This window comes from Pseudomonas sp. PDM04 (genome assembly GCF_014851765.1).
GTDB lineage: Bacteria > Pseudomonadota > Gammaproteobacteria > Pseudomonadales > Pseudomonadaceae > Aquipseudomonas.
This window is the reverse complement of sequence record NZ_JACVAI010000002.1, coordinates 869,869-891,339: the sequence shown is the minus strand read 5'-3', so window position 1 is coordinate 891,339 and position 21,471 is coordinate 869,869. Positions and strand designations below refer to the sequence as shown.

21 protein-coding genes are annotated in these 21,471 nt (G+C 63.7%); 7 read left to right on the top strand and 14 right to left on the bottom strand.

The genetic code is table 11. The features are described 5' to 3' along the window. Positions 1-39: 39 nt before the first annotated feature. Together IB249_RS11020 and IB249_RS11015 are read left to right on the top strand one after the other, a co-directional pair. Positions 40-2,397 carry a fimbria/pilus outer membrane usher protein gene (locus tag IB249_RS11020; RefSeq protein WP_192304450.1) on the top strand — a complete coding sequence of 786 codons (2,358 nt, stop codon included), beginning with the start codon at positions 40-42 and terminating at the stop codon, positions 2,395-2,397. Beyond that, positions 2,394-3,365, top strand: a complete 972-nt coding sequence (locus tag IB249_RS11015) for a spore coat protein U domain-containing protein (RefSeq protein ID WP_192304448.1) — start codon at positions 2,394-2,396, stop codon at positions 3,363-3,365. The genes IB249_RS11020 and IB249_RS11015 overlap by 4 nt, the downstream gene beginning before the upstream one ends. A gap of 15 nt (positions 3,366-3,380) precedes the next feature. Here IB249_RS11015 and IB249_RS11010 read toward each other — a convergent pair whose 3' ends face one another. The 7 genes from IB249_RS11010 to IB249_RS10980 all read right to left on the bottom strand — a co-directional run bounded on the left by IB249_RS11010 (position 3,381) and on the right by IB249_RS10980 (position 9,959). After that, entirely contained in the window at positions 3,381-4,427 is a 1,047-nt protein-coding gene (locus IB249_RS11010) for an ABC transporter substrate-binding protein (RefSeq protein WP_192304445.1), read from the bottom strand. A gap of 18 nt (positions 4,428-4,445) precedes the next feature. Further along, positions 4,446-5,561 (bottom strand): NAD(P)/FAD-dependent oxidoreductase, encoded by a 1,116-nt coding sequence (locus tag IB249_RS11005; protein ID WP_192304443.1) that lies wholly within the window; start codon positions 5,559-5,561, stop codon positions 4,446-4,448. Next, the gene (locus IB249_RS11000; RefSeq protein WP_192304441.1) at positions 5,558-6,913 is read right to left on the bottom strand and encodes an NAD(P)/FAD-dependent oxidoreductase; all 1,356 of its coding nucleotides are present in this window, start codon (positions 6,911-6,913) and stop codon (positions 5,558-5,560) included. The genes IB249_RS11005 and IB249_RS11000 overlap by 4 nt, the downstream gene beginning before the upstream one ends. Before the next feature lie 61 nt (positions 6,914-6,974). Beyond that, positions 6,975-7,265, bottom strand: coding sequence for a (2Fe-2S)-binding protein (locus tag IB249_RS10995; protein WP_192304439.1), 291 nt, complete (start codon positions 7,263-7,265; stop codon positions 6,975-6,977). Positions 7,266-7,272: 7 nt separating this feature from the next. Beyond that, positions 7,273-8,067, bottom strand: a complete 795-nt coding sequence (locus tag IB249_RS10990) for an ABC transporter permease (protein WP_192304437.1) — start codon at positions 8,065-8,067, stop codon at positions 7,273-7,275. Positions 8,068-8,073: 6 nt separating this feature from the next. After that, complete coding sequence (locus tag IB249_RS10985) at positions 8,074-8,943, bottom strand: ABC transporter permease (RefSeq protein WP_192304435.1); 870 nt, start codon at positions 8,941-8,943, stop codon at positions 8,074-8,076. Continuing rightward, positions 8,940-9,959, bottom strand: a complete 1,020-nt coding sequence (locus tag IB249_RS10980; protein ID WP_192304434.1) for an ABC transporter ATP-binding protein — start codon at positions 9,957-9,959, stop codon at positions 8,940-8,942. Before IB249_RS10980 ends, IB249_RS10985 begins: the two co-directional genes overlap by 4 nt. 243 nt (positions 9,960-10,202) lie before the next feature. On the opposite strand from IB249_RS10980, the gene IB249_RS10975 reads away from it, so the two are divergent. Further along, positions 10,203-11,039, top strand: coding sequence for an IclR family transcriptional regulator (locus IB249_RS10975; RefSeq protein WP_192304431.1), 837 nt, complete (start codon positions 10,203-10,205; stop codon positions 11,037-11,039). A 46-nt stretch (positions 11,040-11,085) separates the two neighbouring features. Here the strand turns inward: IB249_RS10975 and IB249_RS10970 are convergent, their stop codons facing one another. Both IB249_RS10970 and IB249_RS10965 read right to left on the bottom strand, forming a co-directional pair. Then, positions 11,086-11,838 (bottom strand): anti-sigma factor family protein, encoded by a 753-nt coding sequence (locus IB249_RS10970; RefSeq protein WP_192304429.1) that lies wholly within the window; start codon positions 11,836-11,838, stop codon positions 11,086-11,088. Further along, on the bottom strand, positions 11,835-12,341 hold the full coding sequence (locus IB249_RS10965) for an RNA polymerase sigma factor (protein WP_192304427.1): 507 nt from the start codon (positions 12,339-12,341) through the stop codon (positions 11,835-11,837). The genes IB249_RS10970 and IB249_RS10965 overlap by 4 nt, the downstream gene beginning before the upstream one ends. Before the next feature lie 158 nt (positions 12,342-12,499). On the opposite strand from IB249_RS10965, the gene IB249_RS10960 reads away from it, so the two are divergent. Beyond that, complete coding sequence (locus IB249_RS10960; RefSeq protein WP_192304425.1) at positions 12,500-13,585, top strand: catalase family peroxidase; 1,086 nt, start codon at positions 12,500-12,502, stop codon at positions 13,583-13,585. Continuing rightward, a complete protein-coding gene (locus IB249_RS10955; RefSeq protein ID WP_192304423.1) occupies positions 13,582-14,127 on the top strand; it encodes a cytochrome b in 546 nt (181 codons plus the stop codon). The genes IB249_RS10960 and IB249_RS10955 overlap by 4 nt, the downstream gene beginning before the upstream one ends. 63 nt (positions 14,128-14,190) lie before the next feature. On the opposite strand, the gene IB249_RS10950 is transcribed toward IB249_RS10955, so the two are convergent. Next, entirely contained in the window at positions 14,191-15,342 is a 1,152-nt protein-coding gene (locus IB249_RS10950; RefSeq protein WP_192304421.1) for a M14-type cytosolic carboxypeptidase, read from the bottom strand. 96 nt (positions 15,343-15,438) lie between these two features. On the opposite strand from IB249_RS10950, the gene IB249_RS10945 reads away from it, so the two are divergent. Beyond that, positions 15,439-15,612 carry a hypothetical protein gene (locus IB249_RS10945; protein WP_225606897.1) on the top strand — a complete coding sequence of 58 codons (174 nt, stop codon included), beginning with the start codon at positions 15,439-15,441 and terminating at the stop codon, positions 15,610-15,612. 214 nt (positions 15,613-15,826) lie between these two features. Here IB249_RS10945 and IB249_RS10940 read toward each other — a convergent pair whose 3' ends face one another. Continuing rightward, positions 15,827-16,168: a DUF6124 family protein gene (locus IB249_RS10940; protein WP_192304419.1), complete on the bottom strand. Its 342-nt coding sequence runs from the start codon at positions 16,166-16,168 to the stop codon at positions 15,827-15,829. 129 nt (positions 16,169-16,297) lie between these two features. Here IB249_RS10940 and IB249_RS10935 point away from each other — a divergent pair, with 129 nt between their 5' ends. Beyond that, positions 16,298-16,945 (top strand): LexA family protein, encoded by a 648-nt coding sequence (locus IB249_RS10935; RefSeq protein ID WP_192304417.1) that lies wholly within the window; start codon positions 16,298-16,300, stop codon positions 16,943-16,945. A gap of 33 nt (positions 16,946-16,978) precedes the next feature. Here IB249_RS10935 and IB249_RS10930 read toward each other — a convergent pair whose 3' ends face one another. The 3 genes from IB249_RS10930 to IB249_RS10920 form a co-directional block, all read right to left on the bottom strand. Then, positions 16,979-18,928, bottom strand: a complete 1,950-nt coding sequence (locus IB249_RS10930) for an acetyl/propionyl/methylcrotonyl-CoA carboxylase subunit alpha (RefSeq protein WP_192304415.1) — start codon at positions 18,926-18,928, stop codon at positions 16,979-16,981. After that, positions 18,928-19,743: a gamma-carboxygeranoyl-CoA hydratase gene (locus tag IB249_RS10925; protein WP_192304413.1), complete on the bottom strand. Its 816-nt coding sequence runs from the start codon at positions 19,741-19,743 to the stop codon at positions 18,928-18,930. The genes IB249_RS10930 and IB249_RS10925 overlap by 1 nt, the downstream gene beginning before the upstream one ends. Before the next feature lie 117 nt (positions 19,744-19,860). Continuing rightward, the gene (locus IB249_RS10920) at positions 19,861-21,468 is read right to left on the bottom strand and encodes a carboxyl transferase domain-containing protein (RefSeq protein WP_192304411.1); all 1,608 of its coding nucleotides are present in this window, start codon (positions 21,466-21,468) and stop codon (positions 19,861-19,863) included. Positions 21,469-21,471: the final 3 nt, after the last annotated feature.

Sequence of the window (21,471 nt, the reverse complement as noted above, 5' to 3'; positions counted from 1 at the left end):
GCAGGGAGGACAAGGTCCATTGACGGACGTACCACGGTAATGAGCCAGCGCCTGGCTCGCAGTTTACAGCGTCCGTTGCGGGCTATCGGTTGTTGGGGTTGCCTGATGTTCGCTCATTCATCCGCAGCCGGTGATTTGCCGCCTCCACCCAGCGGCATGGAGGCCGTGGCCGATGCACAGTTGTTCCTGGAGTTGGTGGTCAATCAGATGAATACCGGGCGTGTCGTCGCGGTGGAGCAACGTAACGGTCGGTTCTTCCTGCCGGCCAGCGCCTTGCGTGAAACCGGCATGAAACTGCCGGACACACTCGGCGCCGAAGTCGATCTCGACCGTTTGCCGGGCCTGCATAGCCAATACGACAGCGCGGGTCAGCGGCTGCTGCTCGACGTGCCGCCCAACTGGCTGCCGGAGCAGTTCATCGGCCACCGTGACGCCTATCCGCGCACCCAGGCCCTGAGCAGTTTCGGCGCCTTGTTCAACTACGACCTGTACCTCAATGACACCGATGATGCCGGCACCTATCTCGCGGCCTGGAACGAAGTGCGGCTATTCGACAGCTGGGGCACGCTGTCCAGCACCGGGCAATACCGGCGCACGCTCTCGGGGCAGTCGGCCAGCGCGCTGAGCAATGGCTACCTGCGCTATGACACCACCTGGCGCTACTCCGATGATGAGCGCCTGCTGACCTTCGAGGGCGGTGACCTGGTCAGTGGCGCCTTGCCCTGGAGCAGCTCGGTGCGCCTGGGCGGGGTCCAGGTATCCCGGGACTTCGGCGTGCGCCCTGACCTGGTGACGTATCCCTTGCCGCAGTTTGCCGGAGAAGCGGCGGTGCCCTCGTCGGTCGACCTGTTCATCAACGGCTACAAGTCCAGCAGTGCCGACCTGCAGCCCGGCCCCTACACGCTGACCAATGTGCCTTTCATCAACGGCGCCGGCGAAGCGGTGGTGGTCACCACCGATGCGCTGGGCCGGCAGGTCTCGACCACCGTGCCGTTCTACGTCACCAGCAGCCTGCTGCAGAAGGGCCTGAGTGACTTCTCCGTGGCCGCCGGCACCTTGCGTCGTGACTACGGCCTGCGAGATTTTTCCTATGGGCCGGGCGCGACTTCGGGCAGTTTGCGATACGGCCTGAGTGACAATTTCACCCTGGAAAGCCACGCCGAAGCGTCGGACACTCTCACCCTCGGCGGGATGGGCGGCAACCTGCGCCTGGGCAACTTCGGCGTGTTGAACACCGCGCTCAGCCAGAGCCGGTTCGACGGCGACAGTGGCCAGCAAATCAGCGTCGGTTATCAATACAGCAACCAGCGCTACAGTTTTTCCTACCAGCGCCTGCAACGCCGCGACCGGTATGCCGACCTGACAGTGGTCGACAGTCCGTTCACCACCCTCAGCCAGCGCAGCGAGCAGGCGACCCTGAGCGTGAACCTCGACCGCTGGGGCAGCCTCGGTGCCGGTTATTTCGACGTGCGCGCCACCGACGATTCGCGCACCCGCCTGCTCAACCTGACGTGGAGCAAAGCGCTGTGGCACAACAGCAGTTTCTACCTGTCGGCCAACCGCGAGATCGGCGACAGCAACTGGGCGGTGCAGGCGCAGCTGGTGGTTCCGTTCGACTTGAACGGCAGCCTGGCGATCAGCAGCGAGCGCAGCAATACCGGGCTGACCCGGCAGCGGGTCAACTACAGCCGCGCCGTGCCCACCGAAGGCGGGGTCGGTTTCAGCCTCGGTTATGCCCGGGGCGACGGGCCGGCCTATCGTCAGGCCGACCTGACCTGGCGCCTGCAATCGGTGCAGTTGCAAGCCGGTGTCTACGGCACCAGCGAGGCCGAAACCCGTTGGGCCGATGCCAGCGGTTCGCTGGTCTGGATGGACAGCCAGGTGTTCGCCGCCAACCGCATCGACGATGCCTTTGTGGTGGTCAGCACCGATGGCTACGCCGACATTCCGGTGCGCTACGAAAACCAGCAGGTTGGCCAGACCGATCGCAACGGTCACCTGCTCGTGCCGTGGAGCAGCGCCTATTACCGGGGCAAGTATGAAATCGACCCGCTGAACCTGCCGGCCAACGTGCGCAGCCCGAATGTCGAGCAGCGGATCGCCGTGCGCCGTGGCAGCGGCTACCTGCTGGAGTTTCCATTGAACCGGGTGGTCGCCGCGAGCATCGTGCTGGTGGATGGGCAGCAGCAGGAACTGCCCCTGGGCAGTGGCGTGGTGCATGAGCAGAGTGGCACGCAGACGGTGGTCGGGTGGGACGGGCTGGTGTACCTGGAAGACCTCCAGGCGCAGAACAGCCTGAGGGTGAGCCTGGCGGACGGGAGCACCTGCCAGGTGCAGTTCGCTGTCGATGTGCAGCAGGATCAGATTCCGCTGATCGGGCCATTGGTGTGCCGATGATCGGCGTGCGTGGGGTCTTCTGCCTGGCCTTGTGGTTGCCGGGGGCGGCCCACGCCCTGTGCTCGGTGGTCAGCACGACGCCAGCTTCCTTCGGTACGGTGAGTTCGATTGCCGTGCGCACCACCTCGCAACCCAGTTCCACGCTCAATGGCGGCTTGAGCTGCACGGGCTCGTTGCTGAGCCTGTTGACCAACAGTGATAACTTCTGGGCCACCGTCACTTCGACGCAGGGCGGTCTGGTCGGCCCCAAGGGTGACGTCATCGGTTACACCCTCTACGCCAACAACAGCACCAGTTACCCGCTGACCCGCGGCACCCCCTACGATTTCGCGCGCAACGGCATCATCGATGCCCTGGGGCTGCTGGGCGGCACGGTACCCAGAACCGTGCCCTTGTACCTGGGCACCACCATCGGCAGTAACGTCGCGGCCGGGGTCTACACCGAGACGCTGAGCATTTTCTGGAACTGGAACTACTGCTCCGGGATCGGTATCGGTGCCGTTTGCCTGGGGCGTGACATCAACAGCGGCACCACCACCTTGACCGTCAACCTGACGGTCTCCAACGACTGCACCATCACCACACCCAACATCGCGTTCGGCAGTGCTCCGGTGGTCAGTGGGTTTGCTCCGGTCACCGGCCAGACCATTAGCCTGACCTGCACCAAGGGCAGTACGTATACCGTGGGGTTGGGTGACGGACAGAACGCGATCAGCGTGGGCGGGCGGCGGCGGATGACCTCCGGCAGCAACGTTCTGGCCTATGACATTTTCAAGGGGGCGGGCACCACCCGTTGGGGCAGCGTGGGGGCCGCGCGCCGAGCCAGTTCGGATGCCGAGGTGAACCCCACCACCGGGCAGGCCGTCGGCGCTCAGATCTTCAACTACAACGCGAAGATCTACACCGACCAGACCACACCGCCCGCGGGGACCTATCTGGACAATGTGGTGCTGGACGTGGGGTTCTGAATGGAGGAGCGATGACTAGCGCTCGATACTGCGGTTCCACCGTGCGTTCCACGCCGGGCGCTGTTCGTTGACCTGGTCCCAGTCGATCGCGATCGCTGTTTCCAGGTACTGCTTCATCGCCTCCACCTGGCCGCGAGTCTTGTCGGTGGTCGGGGTGTTCGGGTTGGACGGGATCTGATCGCCGTCTTCCAGGGCGACGGCTTGCGCCTCGGGGGTCAGCAGGAACGCGGCGAGTTTTTGCGCCAGTTCCGGCTGGGTGTTGTTGGCAATGGCGCACTCGGCGACGTTGAGCACCACCGAGCCTTCTTTCGGTTGGGCGTATTCGACCTGCATGCCCTTGAGTTTCAGTGCCGTCACCTGGGTGGGCGTCAGCGGGAACAGGGCCGCTTCGTCGGTCTGGAGCATCTCGGAAATCTTCGCCGAGCTGGGAATGTATTCCAGCACGTTACGCCCGACGGTGTTCGGCCAGGCCTTGAACCCCGGGTCGACGTTGGTTTCGCTGCCGCCCTGGATCCGGTTGAACATGAGGAATCCATGCAGGCCGAAGGTCGACGAGGCCATCGACTGGAACACCAGTTTGTCCTTGAAGCGCGGGTCGGCCATGTCCATCCACGAGGTGGGTGGCGCCCAGCCTTTCTCCTTGAACAACCGCGTGTTGTACGCCAACCCGGTGACGCCGAGGCTGACCGCCACCGCCTGGTCCTTGATGCGACCCTTGGCCGGAATCTGCGCCAGGGTCGGGTTGTCCTCCAGCTTGTCGCACAGGCCCATGGCGATGGCCCGGTACATGATGCCGTCGTCGAGGAACATCACGTGCATCTGCGGGTTGCCTTTGCTCGCCTGGACCTTGGCCAGGATATCGGCGGAGGTGCCCGGTACGATCACCACCTTGACGTTGTTGGCTTTTTCGAACGCCGGCAGCACCTTGTCGGCGTAGAGCCGTTCCATGGTGCCGCCGTTCATGCCCAGGTACAGCGTCGGTTCGGCCTGGGCCTGGGCGACGGTGAGCAGGGCGCTCAGGCACGAAAGTCCGAGCAGTGCAGTGCGTTTGACGTTATTCATAAGCGCGACCTTCCTCTATCAAGCTGCGGAGATGGAGTGAAACCGGGTGATGGAAAACGCATCCAGCGACGTGGTTGAAGCGCCGCTGCAGATGATCTCGGTGAGCGCCTGGCCCACCGCAGGACCGATCTGGAAGCCGGCGCCGGCAAAGCCGAACGCATGCAACAGGCCGGATTGGGTGCCACTGTGGCCGATCACGGGTTGGCGATCGGGCAGGTAACCTTCGGTGCCGCTCCAGGTGCGAATGGCCTGGGCGCCTTGCAGAAACGGATACAGCTCGACGGCCTGGCGCAGGATCTCGATCACCGCGTGTTGACCGGGGCGGGCGCGGGCAGCGTCAAGGGCAAAGCCCTGGCCGCCGCCCAATACGCAATTGCCACGCGCCACCTGGCGCGCATAGATCCCGCCGCCCTCGACGCCGGTGCTGGCGTCCATCACCAGCGGCAAGGGTTCGGTGACCAGCATCGCCGGGTGCCCGGCGTGCATGGGCACTGCTTCACCGAATTGTTCGGCCAGGGCTCCCGCCCAGGCGCCGGCGCAGTTCAGCAGCCAGGGCGCGCGCAGTTCGAGGCCGCTTTGCGTGCTCACGCGAAAGCGCTGGCCGTCGTGCTCCACCGCGCTCACCGCGCATTGTTCATGGACCTGCGCGCCGTGCTGGCGTGCTGCCCGGGCAAAGGCGGGGGAGACCAGGCGCGGGTTGGCGTGCCCGTCATCCGGGCAAAACGAGGCACCGACCGCGACCTCGCCGACCCATGGAAAACGCGCTCGCAACTGCGCCCGATCGAGCAATTGCAAATCGAGGCCAAAGCCCTGGCTGCTGGCGGCGTAGTCGTGCAAGGCGCGCAGATCCTCGAAGCTGCGCGCCAGTTTCAGATGCCCGCTGCGCTGGTACTCGCCTTCGATGCCGAGCAGCTGCGGCAAGCGGCCCCAGATCTCGTGCGCCCGCTGCGACAGGGGCAACTGCGACAGTGGCCGGCCCTGACGACGCACGCCGCCATAGTTCACGCCGCTGGAATGCGAGCCGCAGAAATCCCGCTCCAGCAAGGCCACGCGCCGTCCCGTCTGGCTCAGGAACAGCGCGGCGGATGAACCGACAATGCCGCCGCCAATGATCACTGCGTCGACTTCGATCATGGCTCGAGCTCCAGGCCGAACGGCAACGGTTTGATCGGCGCCTGCGCCCGCAGCCGGCCGATCCCGGACACCGTGCGCTGGCTTTCGCAGGCGATGATTTCCGCCGCAGCGGCACCGCACATGCGCCCTTGGCAGCGTCCCATGCCGACTCGGCAATGGGCCTTGACCCGATTGATTTCCCAGTGCCCTTCGCGCACGACCTCGCGGATGTCACCGGCGCGCACTTCTTCGCAACGGCAGATCATCACATTGTCGGCGGTCTCGGCTGCCCAGTCCTCGGGGAACACGAAGGCGCGTTCCAGACCGTGGCGGAAGCGGTCGATGCGACCCAGGGCCTGTTCCAGTTGCACGCCGCGCTGCGGCTGGATGAGAAAACCGCTGTCTTCGAGCAGGGCCAGAGCTGCCCGTTCCCCCGCCATTTCCGCCGCATCGGCGCCCATGATGCCGGCGCCGTCACCGGCCAGGTAAACCTCGTTGACACTGCTGCGTCCGGCACTGTCGCGTTGCGGCAGCCAGGCACGGTTGAGCGGGTTCCAGGCGAAGGCGCAACCGAGCAGATCGGCGAGCTGGGTTTCGCTGCGCAGGCCGTGGGCAAACGCCACGGCGTCGCACTCCAGGTGATGTTCGCTGCGGGCATCGGACCAGTTCAGCGACTGCACCCGGTGTTCGCCTTCGATCTGTTTCAGGGTCGCACCCTGGTGGACCGGGATGCCATGTGCCGTCAACCAACTGCGGTAATAAATGCCTTTGGCCAGGGTGGCCGGTTGCGCCAGCAGGCCGGGCAGGGCACGGGCCTGGGCGCTGAACGGGGCGCTGTCGAGTACCGCGACGACCTTCGCCCCGGCCTTGGCGTATTGATAGGCCACCAGGTACAGCAAGGGGCCGCTGCCGGCGAACGCCACGCGTTCACCGATGGCGCAACCCTGGAATTTCAGGGCGATTTGCGCAGCGCCGAGGCTGTACACGCCCGGCAGGGTCCAGCCCGGCACCGGCAATACCCGGTCGGTGGCACCGGTGGCGACGATCACCCGGGAGAACGCCAGGCGTGCGGCACGGCCCTCGTGCAGGGTATCGAGCGCGCTGTCCTCGGCGTTCCACACCAGGGTGTCGGGGCGATAGTCGAGCTGTTCGCGCAAGGCATCGAGGGTCTGGTGCAGCGCAGTGGCCTTGCGTGCTTCAAAGCCGTAGAGCTTGACGGCCGAACGCTTGAAGTTGGCCGGCTGACGCCGATAGATCTGCCCGCCGCCGCGCGCCGCTTCATCGAGCAACACCGGGCGCACACCATGGGCCACCAGCGTCTGCGCGGCACGAATGCCGGCAGGGCCGGCACCAACGATCACGACAGGACTCATACCCATCTCCCTATGGCGGCGAGCCTGTTCGCGATGACGTCGGGGCGGTCGATTGAGGTGTTCATAGGGCACGCCCCGGTTCGCGGCTGATGTGTTCGTCCGCTTCCAGCAAGGTCGAGCAGGCGCGCACGCGGCGGCCGTCGCCCAGGCGGACCCAGCAGTCCTGGCACGCGCCCATCAGGCAGAACCCGGCGCGGGGTTCGGCGCTGAAGTCGCTGCCGCGCAGGTGTTCGCTGCAGGTCAGCACCGCCGTCAGCACGGTGTCGCCGAGCAGGCCGCTGGCCGGTTGGCCGTCGAGGGTAAAGTTCACGGCCGGGCGGTCGCCCTCGGCCAGTCGTTTCAGCAGAGCCATGGCGCCCTCATTGTTTACCCACCAGAACCCGATCCAGGCCATAGACCCGATCAAGCAGAATCATGGTCAGCGCGGTCAGCGCGATCACCAGGGCCGACACCGCCGCCATCATCGGATCGATGGATTCGGTGGCGTACACGTACATCCGCACCGGCAGGGTTTGAGTGGCCGGGGAGGTGACGAAGATCGACAGCGTGACCTCGTCGAAGCTGTTGATGAACGCCAACAGCCAGCCACCGGCAACCCCCGGCAGAATCATCGGCAGGGTGATCTGGCGGAACAGCGTGAAGCGTCCGGCCCCCAGCGATTGCGCGGCGTGCTCGGCGCTGCGGTCCAGGCCGATGGCCGAGGCCAATACCAGGCGCAACACATAGGGAGTGATCACCAGCACATGGGCAAAGATCAGCCAGGCGAAGCTGCCGTTGACGCCCATCAGTGCGAACAGACGGAGCAGGGCAACCCCCAGCACCAGGTGCGGAATGATGATCGGCGAGAGGAACAATCCGTTGAAAAAGTCCCGGCCGGGAAATTCGAAACGGGTGATCGCCAGGGCTGCCGGCACCGCGACCACCGTCGCCAGGCTGGCGGCGCTGAACGCCAGGATCAGGCTGTTGTAGAACGCGTCGATGAAGTCGGCGCGCTCGAACACGGCGCGGAACCAGCGCAGGGAAAATTCCGTGGTCGGCAGGCTCAGGGTGTTTTCCGGGGTGAAGGCCACCAGGCACACCACCACCAGTGGCGCGAGCATGAACAGCACCACCAGGGCATGGAACAGCAGGGCGAAAGGACCGTTCTTGGACATGACGAGTTATCCCAATGACTTCTTGTAGCGGCCTTCGATCATCCGGTTCCACGACAGCATGATCAGCAGGTTGAGCAGCAGCAGCGCGACGGCGATCGCCGCGCCCATCGGCCAGTTGAGCTCCGACAGGTACTGGTCGTAGATCAGCGTGGCGACCATCTTGATCCGGCGCCCGCCGAGCAAACCGGGGATCGCGAACGAGCTGGCGGCCAGGCCGAAGACGATCAGGGTGCCGGAGAGCACGCCGGGCATGATCTGCGGCAGCACCACTTTGCGAATCACCGTGAAGTGGCTGGCCCCCAGCGACAGCGCGGCCTGTTCGGCGGCGGGGTCGAGCTTTTGCAGGGACGTCCAGACCGGAATGATCATGAACGGCAGCATCACGTGAACCAGCGCGATCACCACCGCGAATGGGGTGTAGAGCAGTTTCACCGGCGAGCCGCCGAGGGCTTGCAGGGTCTGGTTGACCAGGCCGTCGGCGCCGAGCAGCAGGCTCCAGCCGAAGGCGCGCACCACCACCGAAATCAGCAACGGGGTGAGGATCAACACCAGGAAAATGGAGCGCCAGGGCGCACCCATGCGGCTGAGGATGTACGCCTCGGGCACGCCGATCAGCACGCACAGCAGGGTGGTCAGGGCACTGATCCAGAATGTGCGCAGGAAGATCTCGTAGAAATACGGATCGCCCAGCAGGCTGCTGTAATGGTCGAGGGTGTAGGCGTCGCTGTTGATCCCCGTACCGTAGTCGAACACATTGAACGACAGCACCAGGGTCAACAGCAGCGGGATGACCAGCAGACAGACGTACAACGTCAGCGCCGGTGCCGACAACAGGTAGCCCTGGCGGCCCTGGCGTAGCGCGGCGAGGGTGCTCATGCCGACACCTCGTCGACGCTCAGCACCCGCAACAGCGCGCTGTCCCAGTCCAGGCCGACCGCCGTGCCTTCGCTCATCGGCGCCGAGCCGTCGTTGCGGCGCACCACGCAGAGTTCGCCCAGGTCGGTGGAGACACCGTATAGCCATTGGCTGCCAAGGAAGAAGCGACTGACGAGGCGACCCTGGACACGGCCAAGCCCTGCTTCGCGCAGGTCGATCTTTTCCGGGCGCAGGCTGAGGGTCAGTTCGCCGCCCGCGCGCACCTGCACCACGCCCGCGCTGTCACGCTCGCCGGGCAGCAGGTTGGCCTTGCCGACGAAGCCGGAAATGAACTCGGTGCGCGGGTGTTCGTAGAGGGTGTAAGGCGCATCGATCTGGGTGATGCGCCCCGCCTGCATCACCACCACGCGGTCGCTGATGGACAGCGCCTCGGACTGGTCGTGAGTGACCATCAGGGTGGTGATCCCGACTTCGCGCTGGATGCGGCGGATTTCGAATTGCATCTCTTCGCGCAGGTTGGCATCGAGGTTGGACAGCGGTTCGTCGAGCAGCAGCACCGGCGGTTCGATGACCAGCGCCCGAGCCAGTGCCACGCGCTGGCGTTGCCCGCCGGACAATTCCCGTGGGTAGCGTTCGGCATGGCGATCCAGGCGCACCAGCTTGAGCACCCGTTCCACGCGCTGCTGCAATTCGCCATTGGCCACCTTGCGCATGCGCAGGCCGAAGGCGACGTTGTCCTTGACGGTCATGTGCGGGAACAGCGCGTAACTCTGGAACACCACGCCCAGGCCACGGCTGGCGGGTTTGGCGTGGGTGATGTCGCGTCCGTCGAGCAGAATGCGCCCGCTGGTGACTTCGACGAAGCCGGCGATCATTTGCAGGGTGGTGGTCTTGCCGCAGCCGGAGGGGCCGAGCAGGGAGACGAATTCGCCTTTTTCGACCGAGAGATCGGTGGCGACCACGGCGTCGATCTCGCCGTAGCGTTTGCCAAGTCCTTCAAGTTGCACGAAAGCCATAACTGCGCTCCACCTGAGATTGTTATGCGCGGCCGGGGGACGCGCTTTTTTGTATGGGCAGATACGAAAGGTCTTGCGGGGTGCGTTGGCGCTCGACTTGAGTCGGCTGCCGCTGTTGTTCGAATCGCCCCTGTATGGACGCAGAGTAGGACGAAGAATAGGATGGGCTCAATGGCCAATTTCACTGAAGTGATGACTATTTTCAGTTTCATTCAATGAATAAATTAATAATCGAGAAATGACATGACTGATTCCGCTGATCGGAATGAAAACAAAAATGAAGTCGGTGTCGGTGCTGTCTCAAGGCTGTTCGCGGTGTTGCGCACCCTCGGCGACACCGTCGAGGGTGGGGAGCGGGTAACGCAACTGGCCCAGCGCATCGGTTTGTCGCAACCGACCACGCATCGCTTGCTGCGCAGCCTGCTGGACGAGGGCATGGTCGAGCAGGACGCGCGCAGCAAGCGTTATCGCCTGAGCCTGGAGTTCTTTGCGTTGGCGGCCCGGGCGGGCAATACCGGCAACCTGCGCGAACTGGTGCGTCCATCGCTGCTGCGGCTTTCCGCTTCGCTGGGGGATTCGTTGTTCCTGCTGGCGCGCAGTGGTTTCGATGCGATCTGCCTGGACCGCAGCGAGGGGCCGTTTCCGATTCGAACGTTTACCGGCGACATCGGCGGGCGAGTGGCATTGGGGGTGGGCCAGGGCAGCCTGGCGATCCTGGCGTTCCTGCCGGAGGAGGAGCGGGACACGGTGATCCGCTACAACCTGCCACGGCTCAAGGACTTTCACCTGTACGACGAAGTGTTCCTGCGTTCGGAAGTCGAGAACGTACGAGCCCTGGGCTATGCCGGACGCAACACCGGTGTGCTGCAGGGCATGGCCGGGTTGGCCGTGCCGATCCTGGATCGCGAAGGTCGGGCGGTGGCGGCGCTGAGTGTCGCCACGATCAGTGACCGGCTGGGCCCGGATCGTTTGCCGACAGTGGTCGACATGCTCAAGCGCGAGGCGGCGCTGATCGGGCCACGGATCAACCCGTTCGATCCGCTGCTGCGCCGGCCCTCCCAAGTGTTCGGGCAGGGATGATGACCTCTTCCAAATGTTCCACGAACCCTGGGGGAGCGGGGTGGGTTCAGAACTTCACCGTCTGCCTGAGCATCTGCGCCGCCGGGGTATCGTTCGGGCTGACCATTGCGTAGTTGTAGCCACCTCCGGACCAGTACTCGGCCTGCAACTCGCCATCACTGCGGCTGCCCCGAGGCAGCAGGAAGTTCCTCGGTCCCGGCGGGCGCACGTAGAAACTGATTTTATTCGCGCTGCCATCTTCGTAAACCACCATCGCCGCCGGCCCCTGTTCGGTGCTGAGCAGGCGTCCGCTGACTGGCGTGAAGCCTGCTCGGGACAGGTCGGGCAGGCGATTGGCCTGGGTGAAGTAGCGGTCGAGCCAGCCCTGCATATCGCCGTTGTCGCTGACCTTGTAGTCGGCCGGCAACATGCCTTGCTGGGCAAACAGTCGATACGCCTGCATCGCATCGGCCATCGGCTGCGCCGCGCTGAGCAGGGTCATTTCCCGGGCTTTCCAGCCGCTGAAACCGCCCATGCCCACGGCGATCAGCAGCACGGCCGCGCTGGCCAGGTGACGGCGCGACTGGCGCTTGAGGCGCTGGCGAATCAGCGCCGGGTCGAGTGCCGGGTTGGCCGCTTGCTGCAAGGCGCCGCCCAGGCCGGCACGCAGTTGTTGGGCGTCCTGTTGCCAGGCGCGCACCTGGGCCGACAGCGACGGGTTGCCGGCCAGAAAAGTCTCCACCCGGCGACGGTCGTCTGCATCGAGTTGGTGGTCGACATACGCGTGCAGGTCGCGCTCGCTAGGGGGCATGCTGATCATTTGAGTCTCCGCAGGGAAGGGCGGGTGATTTCGCCGTCGCTGAGCTGGCGCAGCGCCTGGCGGGCACGGGACAGGCGCGACATGACGGTGCCGGTGGGAACGTCGAGGATCGCGGCGACCTCCTTGTAGCTCATGCCCTCCACCGACACCCAGAGCAGCAGGGCGCGCTGTTCGGCACTGAGCTGGTCGAACGCCTGCAGGGTCGATTGGGCGAGCACCGTGCGCTCCGCCGACGGTTGGCTGTCGTCGCGCCCGGTAAAGAACTCGAGCATCCGCGCATAACGCCGCGAGCGCCGGTGCGCATCGAGAAACTGCCGATACAGGATCGCAAACAGCCAGGCGCGCAAATCGCCTTCGGCACGTTTGTCGCCCCAACTCGACAAGGCGCGCTCCAGGCACGACTGCACCAGGTCGTCGGCGCTGCTGGCATTGCGCGTCAACGACAGGGCAAACCTTCGCAATCTGGGAATGATTTCTCGCAGTTGTTCGTCGATATCGTTCATCAAGTTCTGGCTAGTCACTACGCTGTGGACTAGGGAGACGCCCGGCAGTCGAGGTTATTCCACGCCCGAAGAAATAAACACCGGGCGATGGAATAAATCGCTGTGCGGTGCGTCTGGCTGTTTCTTTCCACTCATGGCCGCTGGCCCTGGAGTCTTTCATGGTAGATCGCTCATCACCGCCCACCCGGCCGCCCTTGAGTGCCGCCAGCCTGACGCTGCGCCTGGCGGCTATCGCCGTGGTCGTCGGCGCTGTGGCCGGGGCGTTTGCCTACGTCAACGGCACCTTCGACCCACAGCGCCTGACGCCGAAGAAACTGATCAACGTGCTGGAAACCAACAATGGCGTGCATCCCGGGTTTCGCCGCAATCACGCCAAGGGCGTGTGTGTGATCGGGCATTTCGAGAGCAGCGGCGAAGCGCGCAGTTATTCCACCGCGCAGGTCTTCAACGAGGCGCGTACCCCGGTGGTCGGGCGTTTCGCCTTGCCGGCCGGCAGCCCTTATGCGCCGGACGGCGCGGTGCCGATCCGCAGCCTGGCGTTGCGTTTTACCCAGGCCAACGGCCAGCAATGGCGAACGGGGATGAACAGCATGCCGGTGTTCCCGGTGGGCACGCCCGAGGCGTTCTATCAATTTCAGCAGGCCCTGTCGCCACTGCCCGCCACGGGCAAGCCTGATCCTGGCGCCGTGCCCGCGTTCTTCGGATCGCACCCCGAGGCCGCTCCGTTTCTGGCCTGGGTCAAGACCGCGAAACCTTCGGCCAGTTACGTGACGGAAACCTATAACAGCGTCAACGCGTTTTACCTGGTCAATGCGACCGGGCAAAAGCAGGCCGTGCGCTGGAACATGGTGCCGCAGGCCAAGGACGCGCCGGGAGCGACGGCGCCCGAGGGCAGCGATTTCCTCGAGAAGGACCTGGTTCAGCGCATCACCGCAGGCCCCTTGCGCTGGCAGTTGATGATCACCCTGGCCGACCCCGGCGATCCGGTCAACGATGCCAGCAAACCCTGGCCCGAAGGGCGCAAGGTGGTGAATGCCGGCACCCTGATACTGGAAAGTACCCAACCGCAACTCGATGGCGAATGCCGGGACATCAACTATGACCCATTGGTGCTGCCTGCCGGCATCGAAGGTTCCGACGACCCGTTGTTGGCCGCTCGATCAGCCGGTTACGCCAATTCCTACCTGCGCCGCACCAGTGAAGTCAGCCAATTACCTGCCGCTAAACAGGAGGCTCAACAATGAGCACCCAACCGAACCACTTCGCCCCGCTGGCGCGGTTGCTGCACTGGCTGATGGCGCTGATGATCATCGCCATGCTGTTCATCGGCGCCGGCATGGTTGCCTCGGTATCGCAGCGCCACGAGTGGCTGATCCACCTGCACAAGCCGCTGGGGGTCGCCATCCTGCTGCTGGCGATCGTGCGTCTGGGGGTGCGTTTTTCCACCCGGCAACCGCCACTGCCGGCGGACTTGCCCGTTTGGCAGGCATTGGCGGCCAAGGCTTCACATGTCTTGCTGTACGCCTTGATGCTGGTGTTGCCGTTGCTGGGTTGGGCAATGATTTCGGCATCGGGCGAGCCGGTGATGCTTGGCAGCGCGTTGCAGTTACCCTCGATCGTACCGGCCGATGCCCGGGTGTTCGCGTTCCTGCGCAAGGCGCACGGGTACCTGGCGTACCTGCTGTTTCTGACGGTGCTGCTGCACCTGGCGGCGGCGTTGTTTCATGGTTGGGTGCGACGTGATGACGTGCTGGACAGCATGTTGCGGGGGAGAGATCGCGGGTAGTGGTGCTTGAAAAAAGATCGCCGCCTTCGGACGGAGGCGGCGATCTGCTGTATCAGGAAACGATCAGCGCAGGCTATCGACCATATCCGCCACCGTGGTCAACACATCCTTGCCCAACTGCTTCGAACGCTTGCCCGACCAACCCGTTACCGGGTTCGGGTGGTCGTCGTGATCCTTGAAGGGCATTTCCAGGGTCAGGGACAGGCAGTCGTATTTCTGGCCAACGGCGTTACAGGCCAGGGTCATGTTGGCTTTGCCCGGTTCGTCGCGCACGTAGCCGTACTTGGTCTGAAAGTCCTTGGTGGTGTGCTTCAGGTGGTTGCGGAAATGCTCCTCGAGTTTTTCGATGCGCGGCGTGTAACCCGGATTGCCTTCGCAAGCGGCGGTGAACACGTGGGGGATTTCCTCGTCACCGTGAACGTCGATAAACAGGTCGACGCCGTACTTTTCCATCTGCTGCTGGACGAAGAACACTTCCGGGCTGATCTCCTGGCTCGCATTCTGCCAGGCACGGTTGAGGTCCTGGCCCATGGCGTTGGTACGCAGGTGACCGTGGAAGGCGCCGTCCGGGTTCATGTTCGGCACCAGGTAAAGGTCAGCGCTGGCCAGCAGTGTGTTCAATACTGGATCGTCATGCTGTTCCAGGCGTTCGATCACACCTTCCATGAACCACTCGGCCATGTGTTCGCCGGGGTGTTGCTGGGCAATGATCCACACCTTGCGCCGACCTTCGGCACCCGTGCCTTTGCGCAGAAGCTGAATGTCGCGCCCTTCGACACTCTTGCCGGTGGCCAGCAGTTCGGTGCCGGCCTTGGTCAGCGCCTGCTCGATCAGCCAGTCATGGCGGCCACGGCTGTAGGGTTCGAAGTAAGCAAACCAGGCATGCGTGGCTGTGGCCTCGAGGCTGAAGCGCAGGGCGTCGCCTTCGAAAATGGTCGGTACCCGGAACCAGTTGACGTGATCGTAGGAGGCCACCGCCTGATACCCGGTCCAGGCCTTGTTGTAGGACGATTTGCTGGCGTTGCTCAGGCGGAACCAGTGCTCCTGGCCGACGTGCAGGCCACTGGCCTTGAAGTGAAACCACTGGAAGTGCGGGCTGCGGGTGTCTGGCTTGATGGCCAGCAGTGCTTGTAGCGGATTGCTGATGTCCAGTACTTCAATGTTGCCGCTGTCGAAGTTCGAAGTGATAGTGAAAGAGGATTTGGCCACGGTCATATCGGTTCCTGAATATGATTTTTATGGCTGATACTTTACACGCTGGGGAGGGAAACACCGGGGGAAATTGCAGGGGAGGAGCGGGGGGCGTCTTCCTTGACGCGCAAGCAGCTTAGAGATTATGAGATTGATTCTCAAGTGCTATTTGCGGTTAGTTTTGCCCAATGCTGCCGGGCTTCTCTTGCCAACAGATATTCTTTTGATATTATCCGCGCCATCGAATTTGCAGCACCCAAAGACTTCATTAGCCTGAAGGTCAAGCCAGAATAACTGGCAAAAAAAAGACCCGGCAAAAAGCCGGGTCAAAAACCGTGATTAGCCTGATGAGGAGATAGTCCAGGAGACCGACCTAAGGTCACTTGGACAATCGACTGATCTCGCGACCAGCTGAATGCAATAATAATCATTCTCGTTTGCAAGTCAAACGATTTTATCTGCGCGATCGGAAATTTCTTTTCCGCGCCTTCCAGGACGCCCTCCTGCCTTATCCCTGCTCAATCCCGTCCAGTGATCGATCCAGCAGCGCCTTGGCCATGTCGATCATGTGCACCGTGGAAAACGCCAGATCCCGATGAGACCCCAGCAAATGACTTGCCGACTCGTTCGCGGTGGCGGCGGCGCAGCGCAGCAGGTCCGACGCCCGTACCAGGGCTTCCTCGCTGCTGACATTGCGGTTCACATCAAAGAAACGCTCTTCAAGCACTTCTCCGGACACAGTTGGTTTCAAGTAGTAGTCCAGTGCCCGCTGTGCGGCGGCCGAACCTTGGGGAGAGGTGAGGGAAGTGTCGATGGGCAGATCGGGCCGTTCTTTATTGGGGATGTTCATGGTGTTGGCAAGCTCCGTGATTGACTCAAATCCGTCATCTGATGTTAGTACAATCTGTATTTGTCACTAGAATTTAAATACTACAACTTGTGTTTTGACGGATTCAGGCCCCGACGTATCTTGCCGCACATGGATAAATGGATTGAGTTGGTCAAGGCCAAGATGAGTGAACTCAACGTCACTCAAGAGATACTCGCCGAGCGCCTCGGGATGTCCCAGGGCGGCATCGGTCATTGGCTGAACAAACGTCGCCAGCCCGGGATCGATGACATGAACCGCGTGTTGAAGGCACTCGGCATGGATTTTCTTGAGGTGGCGCTGGTCATTCGCGAGCCCGACGCGTCGACGCTGGAAAGCCACGACCTGGTGCGAAAATACAACCCGTATTTCCGTTACCCGGTCAGCGACTGGCGCAAAACCTGCGAGGTTCGCGAAAGCGCGCCGACGGCTTATGACAAGGGGCGATTCGAACTCACCGACTATCACGCGCAGGGCGCGGCGTTCTGGTTGCAGGTGGTGGGTGATGCGATGACCGCACCCTCTGGCGTCAGTGTCGCCGAGGGCATGATGATCCTGGTGGACCCGGCCATTGTCCCGGAACCCGGTAAACTGGTGATCGCGCAATGGTCGGACAGCACCGAGGCGACCTTTCGCAAGTTGATCGAAGAGGGCGGGCAGCGTTACCTGGTCCCGCTCAATCCGACGTATCCCAAAGCCCTGTACACCGATGCGTGCCACATCATCGGTGTGGTGGTTCAGGCCACGGCCAAATTCTGACGGTCCGCGCAGGGCGCAGGACCGTGCTTCATCTCAGGCTTGTTCAAGTTCAACCAGTGCGCTGCCTTCGCCGACCATCTCGCCTTCCTGGCAATACAGCGCCTTGATGACCCCGGCGTGTGGCGCACGAATGCTGTGCTCCATCTTCATCGCTTCCAGCACCACCAGTTGTGCGCCGGCTTCGACCGTTTGCCCGGCCTCCACCAGCACCCGCACGATGCTGCCGTTCATCGGTGCCGTCAGCCCGCCCTGATGGCTGTGACTGGCTTCGACCGCGCTGATCGGGTCGTAGGCCTCGATGCGACGCAGCTCGCCTTCCCACTGCAAATACACCACACCGTCCCGGCGGATCGCCCGGTGCTGGCGGCGGACGCCGTTTTGCTCGATCGACAGTTGTTCGCCCTCGAGCTGCATCGAGCCGCCATCGGACAATGTCAGGGCCCGGTCCTGGCCTTCGCAACTCAGGTGCAGGGTGATCTCGGCCGGCAGGCCGGAGCGCAAACCGTTACCGATGCTCCACGGGGAGTTCAGGTCATCTGCGCGGGTGGTGCCAGGCTGACTTTGTGCAAAGGCCTGCGCCGCCGTTCGCCAGAATGCGTCGCTGAGACTCGATGGGGCAGGCAGCAGTTGTTCCTGGTAACGCGGTATAAACCCGGTGTCCAGCTCGGCCGCCGCAAACGCAGGATGGCCGATGATGCGGCGCAGGAAGTTGATGTTGGTCTTGAGCCCGCCAATCGCGAACTCGTCGAGCATGCTCAGCAGGCGCAACCGCGCCTGTTCGCGATCTTCGCCCCAGGCGATCAGCTTGCCGAGCATGGGGTCGTAGAACGGCGAAACCTCGTCACCTTCTTCGACACCACTGTCGACGCGTCGCCCCGGACCCTCGGCGGATTCGCGATACAAGGCCAGGCGCCCGGTGGCCGGCAGGAAATCATTGCCCGGATCTTCGGCGTACAGGCGCACCTCGATGGCGTGCCCGTTCAACGGCACCTGATCCTGGGTGATCGGCAGCGCTTCGCCACGGGCGACCCGGATCTGCCAGGCCACCAGGTCGAGGCCGGTGATGGCTTCGGTGACCGGGTGTTCGACTTGCAGGCGCGTGTTCATCTCCATGAAGAAAAACTCGCCGCGCGCATCCAGCAGAAACTCCACGGTGCCGGCACCGACATAGCCGATGGCCTGCGCCGAACGCACGGCCGCTTCGCCCATGGCTCGCCGCAGCTGCGGGTTGAGACCCGGGGCGGGGGCCTCTTCGACGACTTTCTGGTGTCGGCGCTGAATCGAGCAGTCGCGTTCATTCAGGTACAGGCAGTGGCCGTGCTGGTCGGCGAAGATCTGGATTTCCACGTGGCGCGGTTTGAGCAGGTACTTCTCGACCAGCATCCGCGAATCGCCAAACGAGGATTGCGCTTCACGCTGGGCCGAGGCCAGGGCTTCGGCCAGTTGGCTGACGTCCTCGACCACTTTCATGCCTTTGCCACCGCCGCCTGCCGTGGCCTTGAGCAGCACCGGGTAGCCGATGCGTTCGCACGCCTCGCGAAAGGTGTCGAGGTCCTGGGCTTCGCCGTGATACCCGGGCACCAACGGCACGCCGGCGGTTTCCATCAGGGCCTTGGCTGCCGACTTGCTGCCCATCGCATCGATGGCCGAGGCGGGCGGGCCGAGGAAGATCAGGCCGGCGGCCTCGATCGCACGGGCGAAGCCGGCGTTCTCGGACAGAAAGCCATAGCCGGGGTGGATGGCCTGGGCGCCGCTGACCTTGGCGGCGGCGATCAGTTTATCGATTTGCAGATAGCTGTCGGCGGCCTTGCTGCCGCCCAGATCGACCCGGATATCCGCTTCGCGGCTGTGCCGGGCGTCACGGTCGGTGGCGCTGTGCACGGCTACGGTCGTCAGGCCCAGGGCCTTGGCGGTGCGCATCACCCGGCAGGCAATTTCGCCACGGTTGGCCACCAGCAGAGAGGTAATGACAGGTGCGCTCATCAACGCGGCTCCTTGGGAGTGGTTTCGGCCTGCCAGTTCGGCGGACGTTTTTGCAGAAAGGCGCGCAAGCCTTCCTGGCCTTCTGGGCTGACGCGGATGCGGGCGATGGCATTTTCGGTGTAGCGGCGCAGCGCCGGGGTCAGTGCACCGTTGCCGACTTCACGCAGCAAGTCCTTGCTGGCGCGCATGGCGGCCGGGCTGTTGAGCAGCAGGTTGTCGATCCACTGTTCGACGTTCTGTTCCAGCTCCACGATGGGATAGCTCTCGGACAACAGGCCGATTTCCCGCGCTCGCTGCCCGCCGAAGCGCTCGGCGGTCAAGGCGTAACGCCGTGCAGCGCGCTCGCCGATGGCTTGCACCACGAACGGGCTGATCACCGCCGGTGCCAGGCCGATGCGCACTTCCGACAGGCAGAACTGCGCGTCGTCGGCGCCGATGGCCATGTCGCAGCAACTGATCAGGCCCAGCGCGCCGCCGAACGCCGCGCCTTGCACCACGGCCAGGGTCGGGATTTTCAGTTTGGCCAGGTTGTACATCAACTCCGCCAGTTCCCGGGCGTCGTCGAGGTTGGTGTGGTAGTCGAGTTCGGCAGATTGCTGCATCCAGGCCAGGTCCGCACCGGCGCTGAAATGCCTGCCGCGTCCGCGCACCAGCAGGAAGCGCAGGTTGGGATCGGCCGACACCTTGTCCAGCGCCAGGATCAGTTCACGGATCATCTCGGCGTTGAACGCATTGTTCTTGTCTTCGCGGCTGAGCCACAGCGTGGCAAAACCACGCGGATCGGTCTGCAGCTCAAGGGTGTTGAAGTCGCTCATATTCTTCCGTTCTCCACGGTCTTCGTGGGAGCGGTTCGCTCGCGAAGGCTTCACTGCGGTTTTTCCGATACACCGCTTTACCGTTCTTCGCGAGCAAGCCCGCTGCCACAAAAAGGATCACATCCGGAACACGCCGAAGCGGCTCGGTTCGATTGGCGCGTTCAGTGATGCGGACAGGGCCAGGGCCAGCACATCGCGGGTCTGCGCCGGGTCTATGACACCGTCGTCCCACAAGCGAGCGCTGGAGTAGTAGGGGTGACCCTGCTCTTCGTACTGGTCGAGGATCGGTTGCTTGATCTCGGCTTCCTGCTCGGCGCTGAAGCCCTGGCCACTGCGTTCGGCCTGCTCGCGCTTGACCTGCACCAGTACGCCGGCGGCCTGTTCGGCACCCATCACGCCGATACGGGCATTCGGCCACATCCACAGGAAACGCGGGTCGTAAGCCCGCCCGCACATGCCGTAGTTGCCCGCACCGAAACTGCCACCGATGATCACGGTGAATTTCGGCACCTTGGCGCACGCCACGGCTGTCACCAGTTTGGCGCCGTGTTTGGCGATGCCGCCGGCCTCGTACTTCTGGCCGACCATGAAACCGGTGATGTTTTGCAGGAACAGCAGCGGGATGCCGCGCTGACAGGCCAGTTCGATGAAGTGCGCACCTTTCTGCGCGGCCTCGGCGAAGAGGATGCCGTTGTTGGCGAGGATCGCGATCGGATAACCGTGCAGGTGGGCAAAGCCGCAGACCAGGGTGGTCCCGAACAGGGCCTTGAACTCGTCGAACACCGAGCCGTCCACCAGCCGCGCGATCACTTCGCGCACGTCGAACGGTTGCTTGGCGTCGGCCGATACCACACCGTACAGTTCGTCGCTGCTGTAGAGCGGGGCGATCGGCGTGCGTTGCTGCACTTCACCGAGCTTGCGCCAGTTGAGATTGGCGATGCTGCGTCGGGCGATGGCCAGTGCGTGTTCGTCGCTCTCGGCGTAATGGTCGGCGACCCCGGAAATCTTGCAATGCACATCGGCGCCACCCAGGTCCTCGGCGCTGACCACTTCACCGGTCGCGGCTTTCACCAGCGGCGGGCCGGCGAGGAAAATGGTCGCCTGCTCGCGGACCATGATCGCTTCGTCGGCCATCGCGGGGACATAGGCGCCGCCGGCGGTGCACGAGCCCATCACCACCGCGATTTGCGGAATGCCCAGGGCGCTCATGTTGGCCTGGTTGAAGAAGATTCGCCCGAAATGCTCACGGTCCGGAAACACTTCATCCTGACGCGGCAGGTTGGCGCCGCCCGAATCCACCAGGTAGATGCACGGCAGACGATTCTGCTGGGCGATGGTCTGGGCGCGCAGGTGCTTTTTCACGGTCAGCGGGTAATACGAGCCGCCTTTCACCGTGGCATCGTTGGCGACGATCATGCATTCGACGCCTTCCACGCGGCCGATCCCGGCAATCACGCCGGCGGCCGGTACGTCTTCGCCATACACTTCGTAGGCTGCCAGCTGGCTGATCTCGAGAAATGGAGAACCCGGGTCCAGGAGCCGATTGATGCGCTCGCGGGGCAGCAGTTTGCCCCGGGAGGTGTGGCGTTCTTGCGCCTTCGGGCCGCCACCTTGCTGCACCTGTGCGAGCAGGGTATGCAGGGCGTCGACCTGTTTGAGCATGGCCGCGCTGTTGGTGGCGAACTCCGCCGAGCGAGGGTTGAGCTGGGTGTGCAGGATAGCCATGGG

Bases quoted from the DNA above. Each gene is read 5' to 3' on its own strand.
- IB249_RS11020 (WP_192304450.1), top strand. From the start codon at position 40: ATGAGCCAGCGCCTGGCTCGCAGTTTACAGCGTCCGTTGCGGGCTATC.
- IB249_RS11015 (WP_192304448.1), top strand. From the start codon at position 2,394: ATGATCGGCGTGCGTGGGGTCTTCTGCCTGGCCTTGTGGTTGCCGGGG.
- IB249_RS11010 (WP_192304445.1), bottom strand. From the start codon at position 4,427: ATGAATAACGTCAAACGCACTGCACTGCTCGGACTTTCGTGCCTGAGC.
- IB249_RS11005 (WP_192304443.1), bottom strand. From the start codon at position 5,561: ATGATCGAAGTCGACGCAGTGATCATTGGCGGCGGCATTGTCGGTTCA.
- IB249_RS11000 (WP_192304441.1), bottom strand. From the start codon at position 6,913: ATGAGTCCTGTCGTGATCGTTGGTGCCGGCCCTGCCGGCATTCGTGCC.
- IB249_RS10995 (WP_192304439.1), bottom strand. From the start codon at position 7,265: ATGGCTCTGCTGAAACGACTGGCCGAGGGCGACCGCCCGGCCGTGAAC.
- IB249_RS10990 (WP_192304437.1), bottom strand. From the start codon at position 8,067: ATGTCCAAGAACGGTCCTTTCGCCCTGCTGTTCCATGCCCTGGTGGTG.
- IB249_RS10985 (WP_192304435.1), bottom strand. From the start codon at position 8,943: ATGAGCACCCTCGCCGCGCTACGCCAGGGCCGCCAGGGCTACCTGTTG.
- IB249_RS10980 (WP_192304434.1), bottom strand. From the start codon at position 9,959: ATGGCTTTCGTGCAACTTGAAGGACTTGGCAAACGCTACGGCGAGATC.
- IB249_RS10975 (WP_192304431.1), top strand. From the start codon at position 10,203: ATGACTGATTCCGCTGATCGGAATGAAAACAAAAATGAAGTCGGTGTC.
- IB249_RS10970 (WP_192304429.1), bottom strand. From the start codon at position 11,838: ATGATCAGCATGCCCCCTAGCGAGCGCGACCTGCACGCGTATGTCGAC.
- IB249_RS10965 (WP_192304427.1), bottom strand. From the start codon at position 12,341: ATGAACGATATCGACGAACAACTGCGAGAAATCATTCCCAGATTGCGA.
- IB249_RS10960 (WP_192304425.1), top strand. From the start codon at position 12,500: ATGGTAGATCGCTCATCACCGCCCACCCGGCCGCCCTTGAGTGCCGCC.
- IB249_RS10955 (WP_192304423.1), top strand. From the start codon at position 13,582: ATGAGCACCCAACCGAACCACTTCGCCCCGCTGGCGCGGTTGCTGCAC.
- IB249_RS10950 (WP_192304421.1), bottom strand. From the start codon at position 15,342: ATGACCGTGGCCAAATCCTCTTTCACTATCACTTCGAACTTCGACAGC.
- IB249_RS10940 (WP_192304419.1), bottom strand. From the start codon at position 16,168: ATGAACATCCCCAATAAAGAACGGCCCGATCTGCCCATCGACACTTCC.
- IB249_RS10935 (WP_192304417.1), top strand. From the start codon at position 16,298: ATGGATAAATGGATTGAGTTGGTCAAGGCCAAGATGAGTGAACTCAAC.
- IB249_RS10930 (WP_192304415.1), bottom strand. From the start codon at position 18,928: ATGAGCGCACCTGTCATTACCTCTCTGCTGGTGGCCAACCGTGGCGAA.
- IB249_RS10925 (WP_192304413.1), bottom strand. From the start codon at position 19,743: ATGAGCGACTTCAACACCCTTGAGCTGCAGACCGATCCGCGTGGTTTT.
- IB249_RS10920 (WP_192304411.1), bottom strand. From the start codon at position 21,468: ATGGCTATCCTGCACACCCAGCTCAACCCTCGCTCGGCGGAGTTCGCC.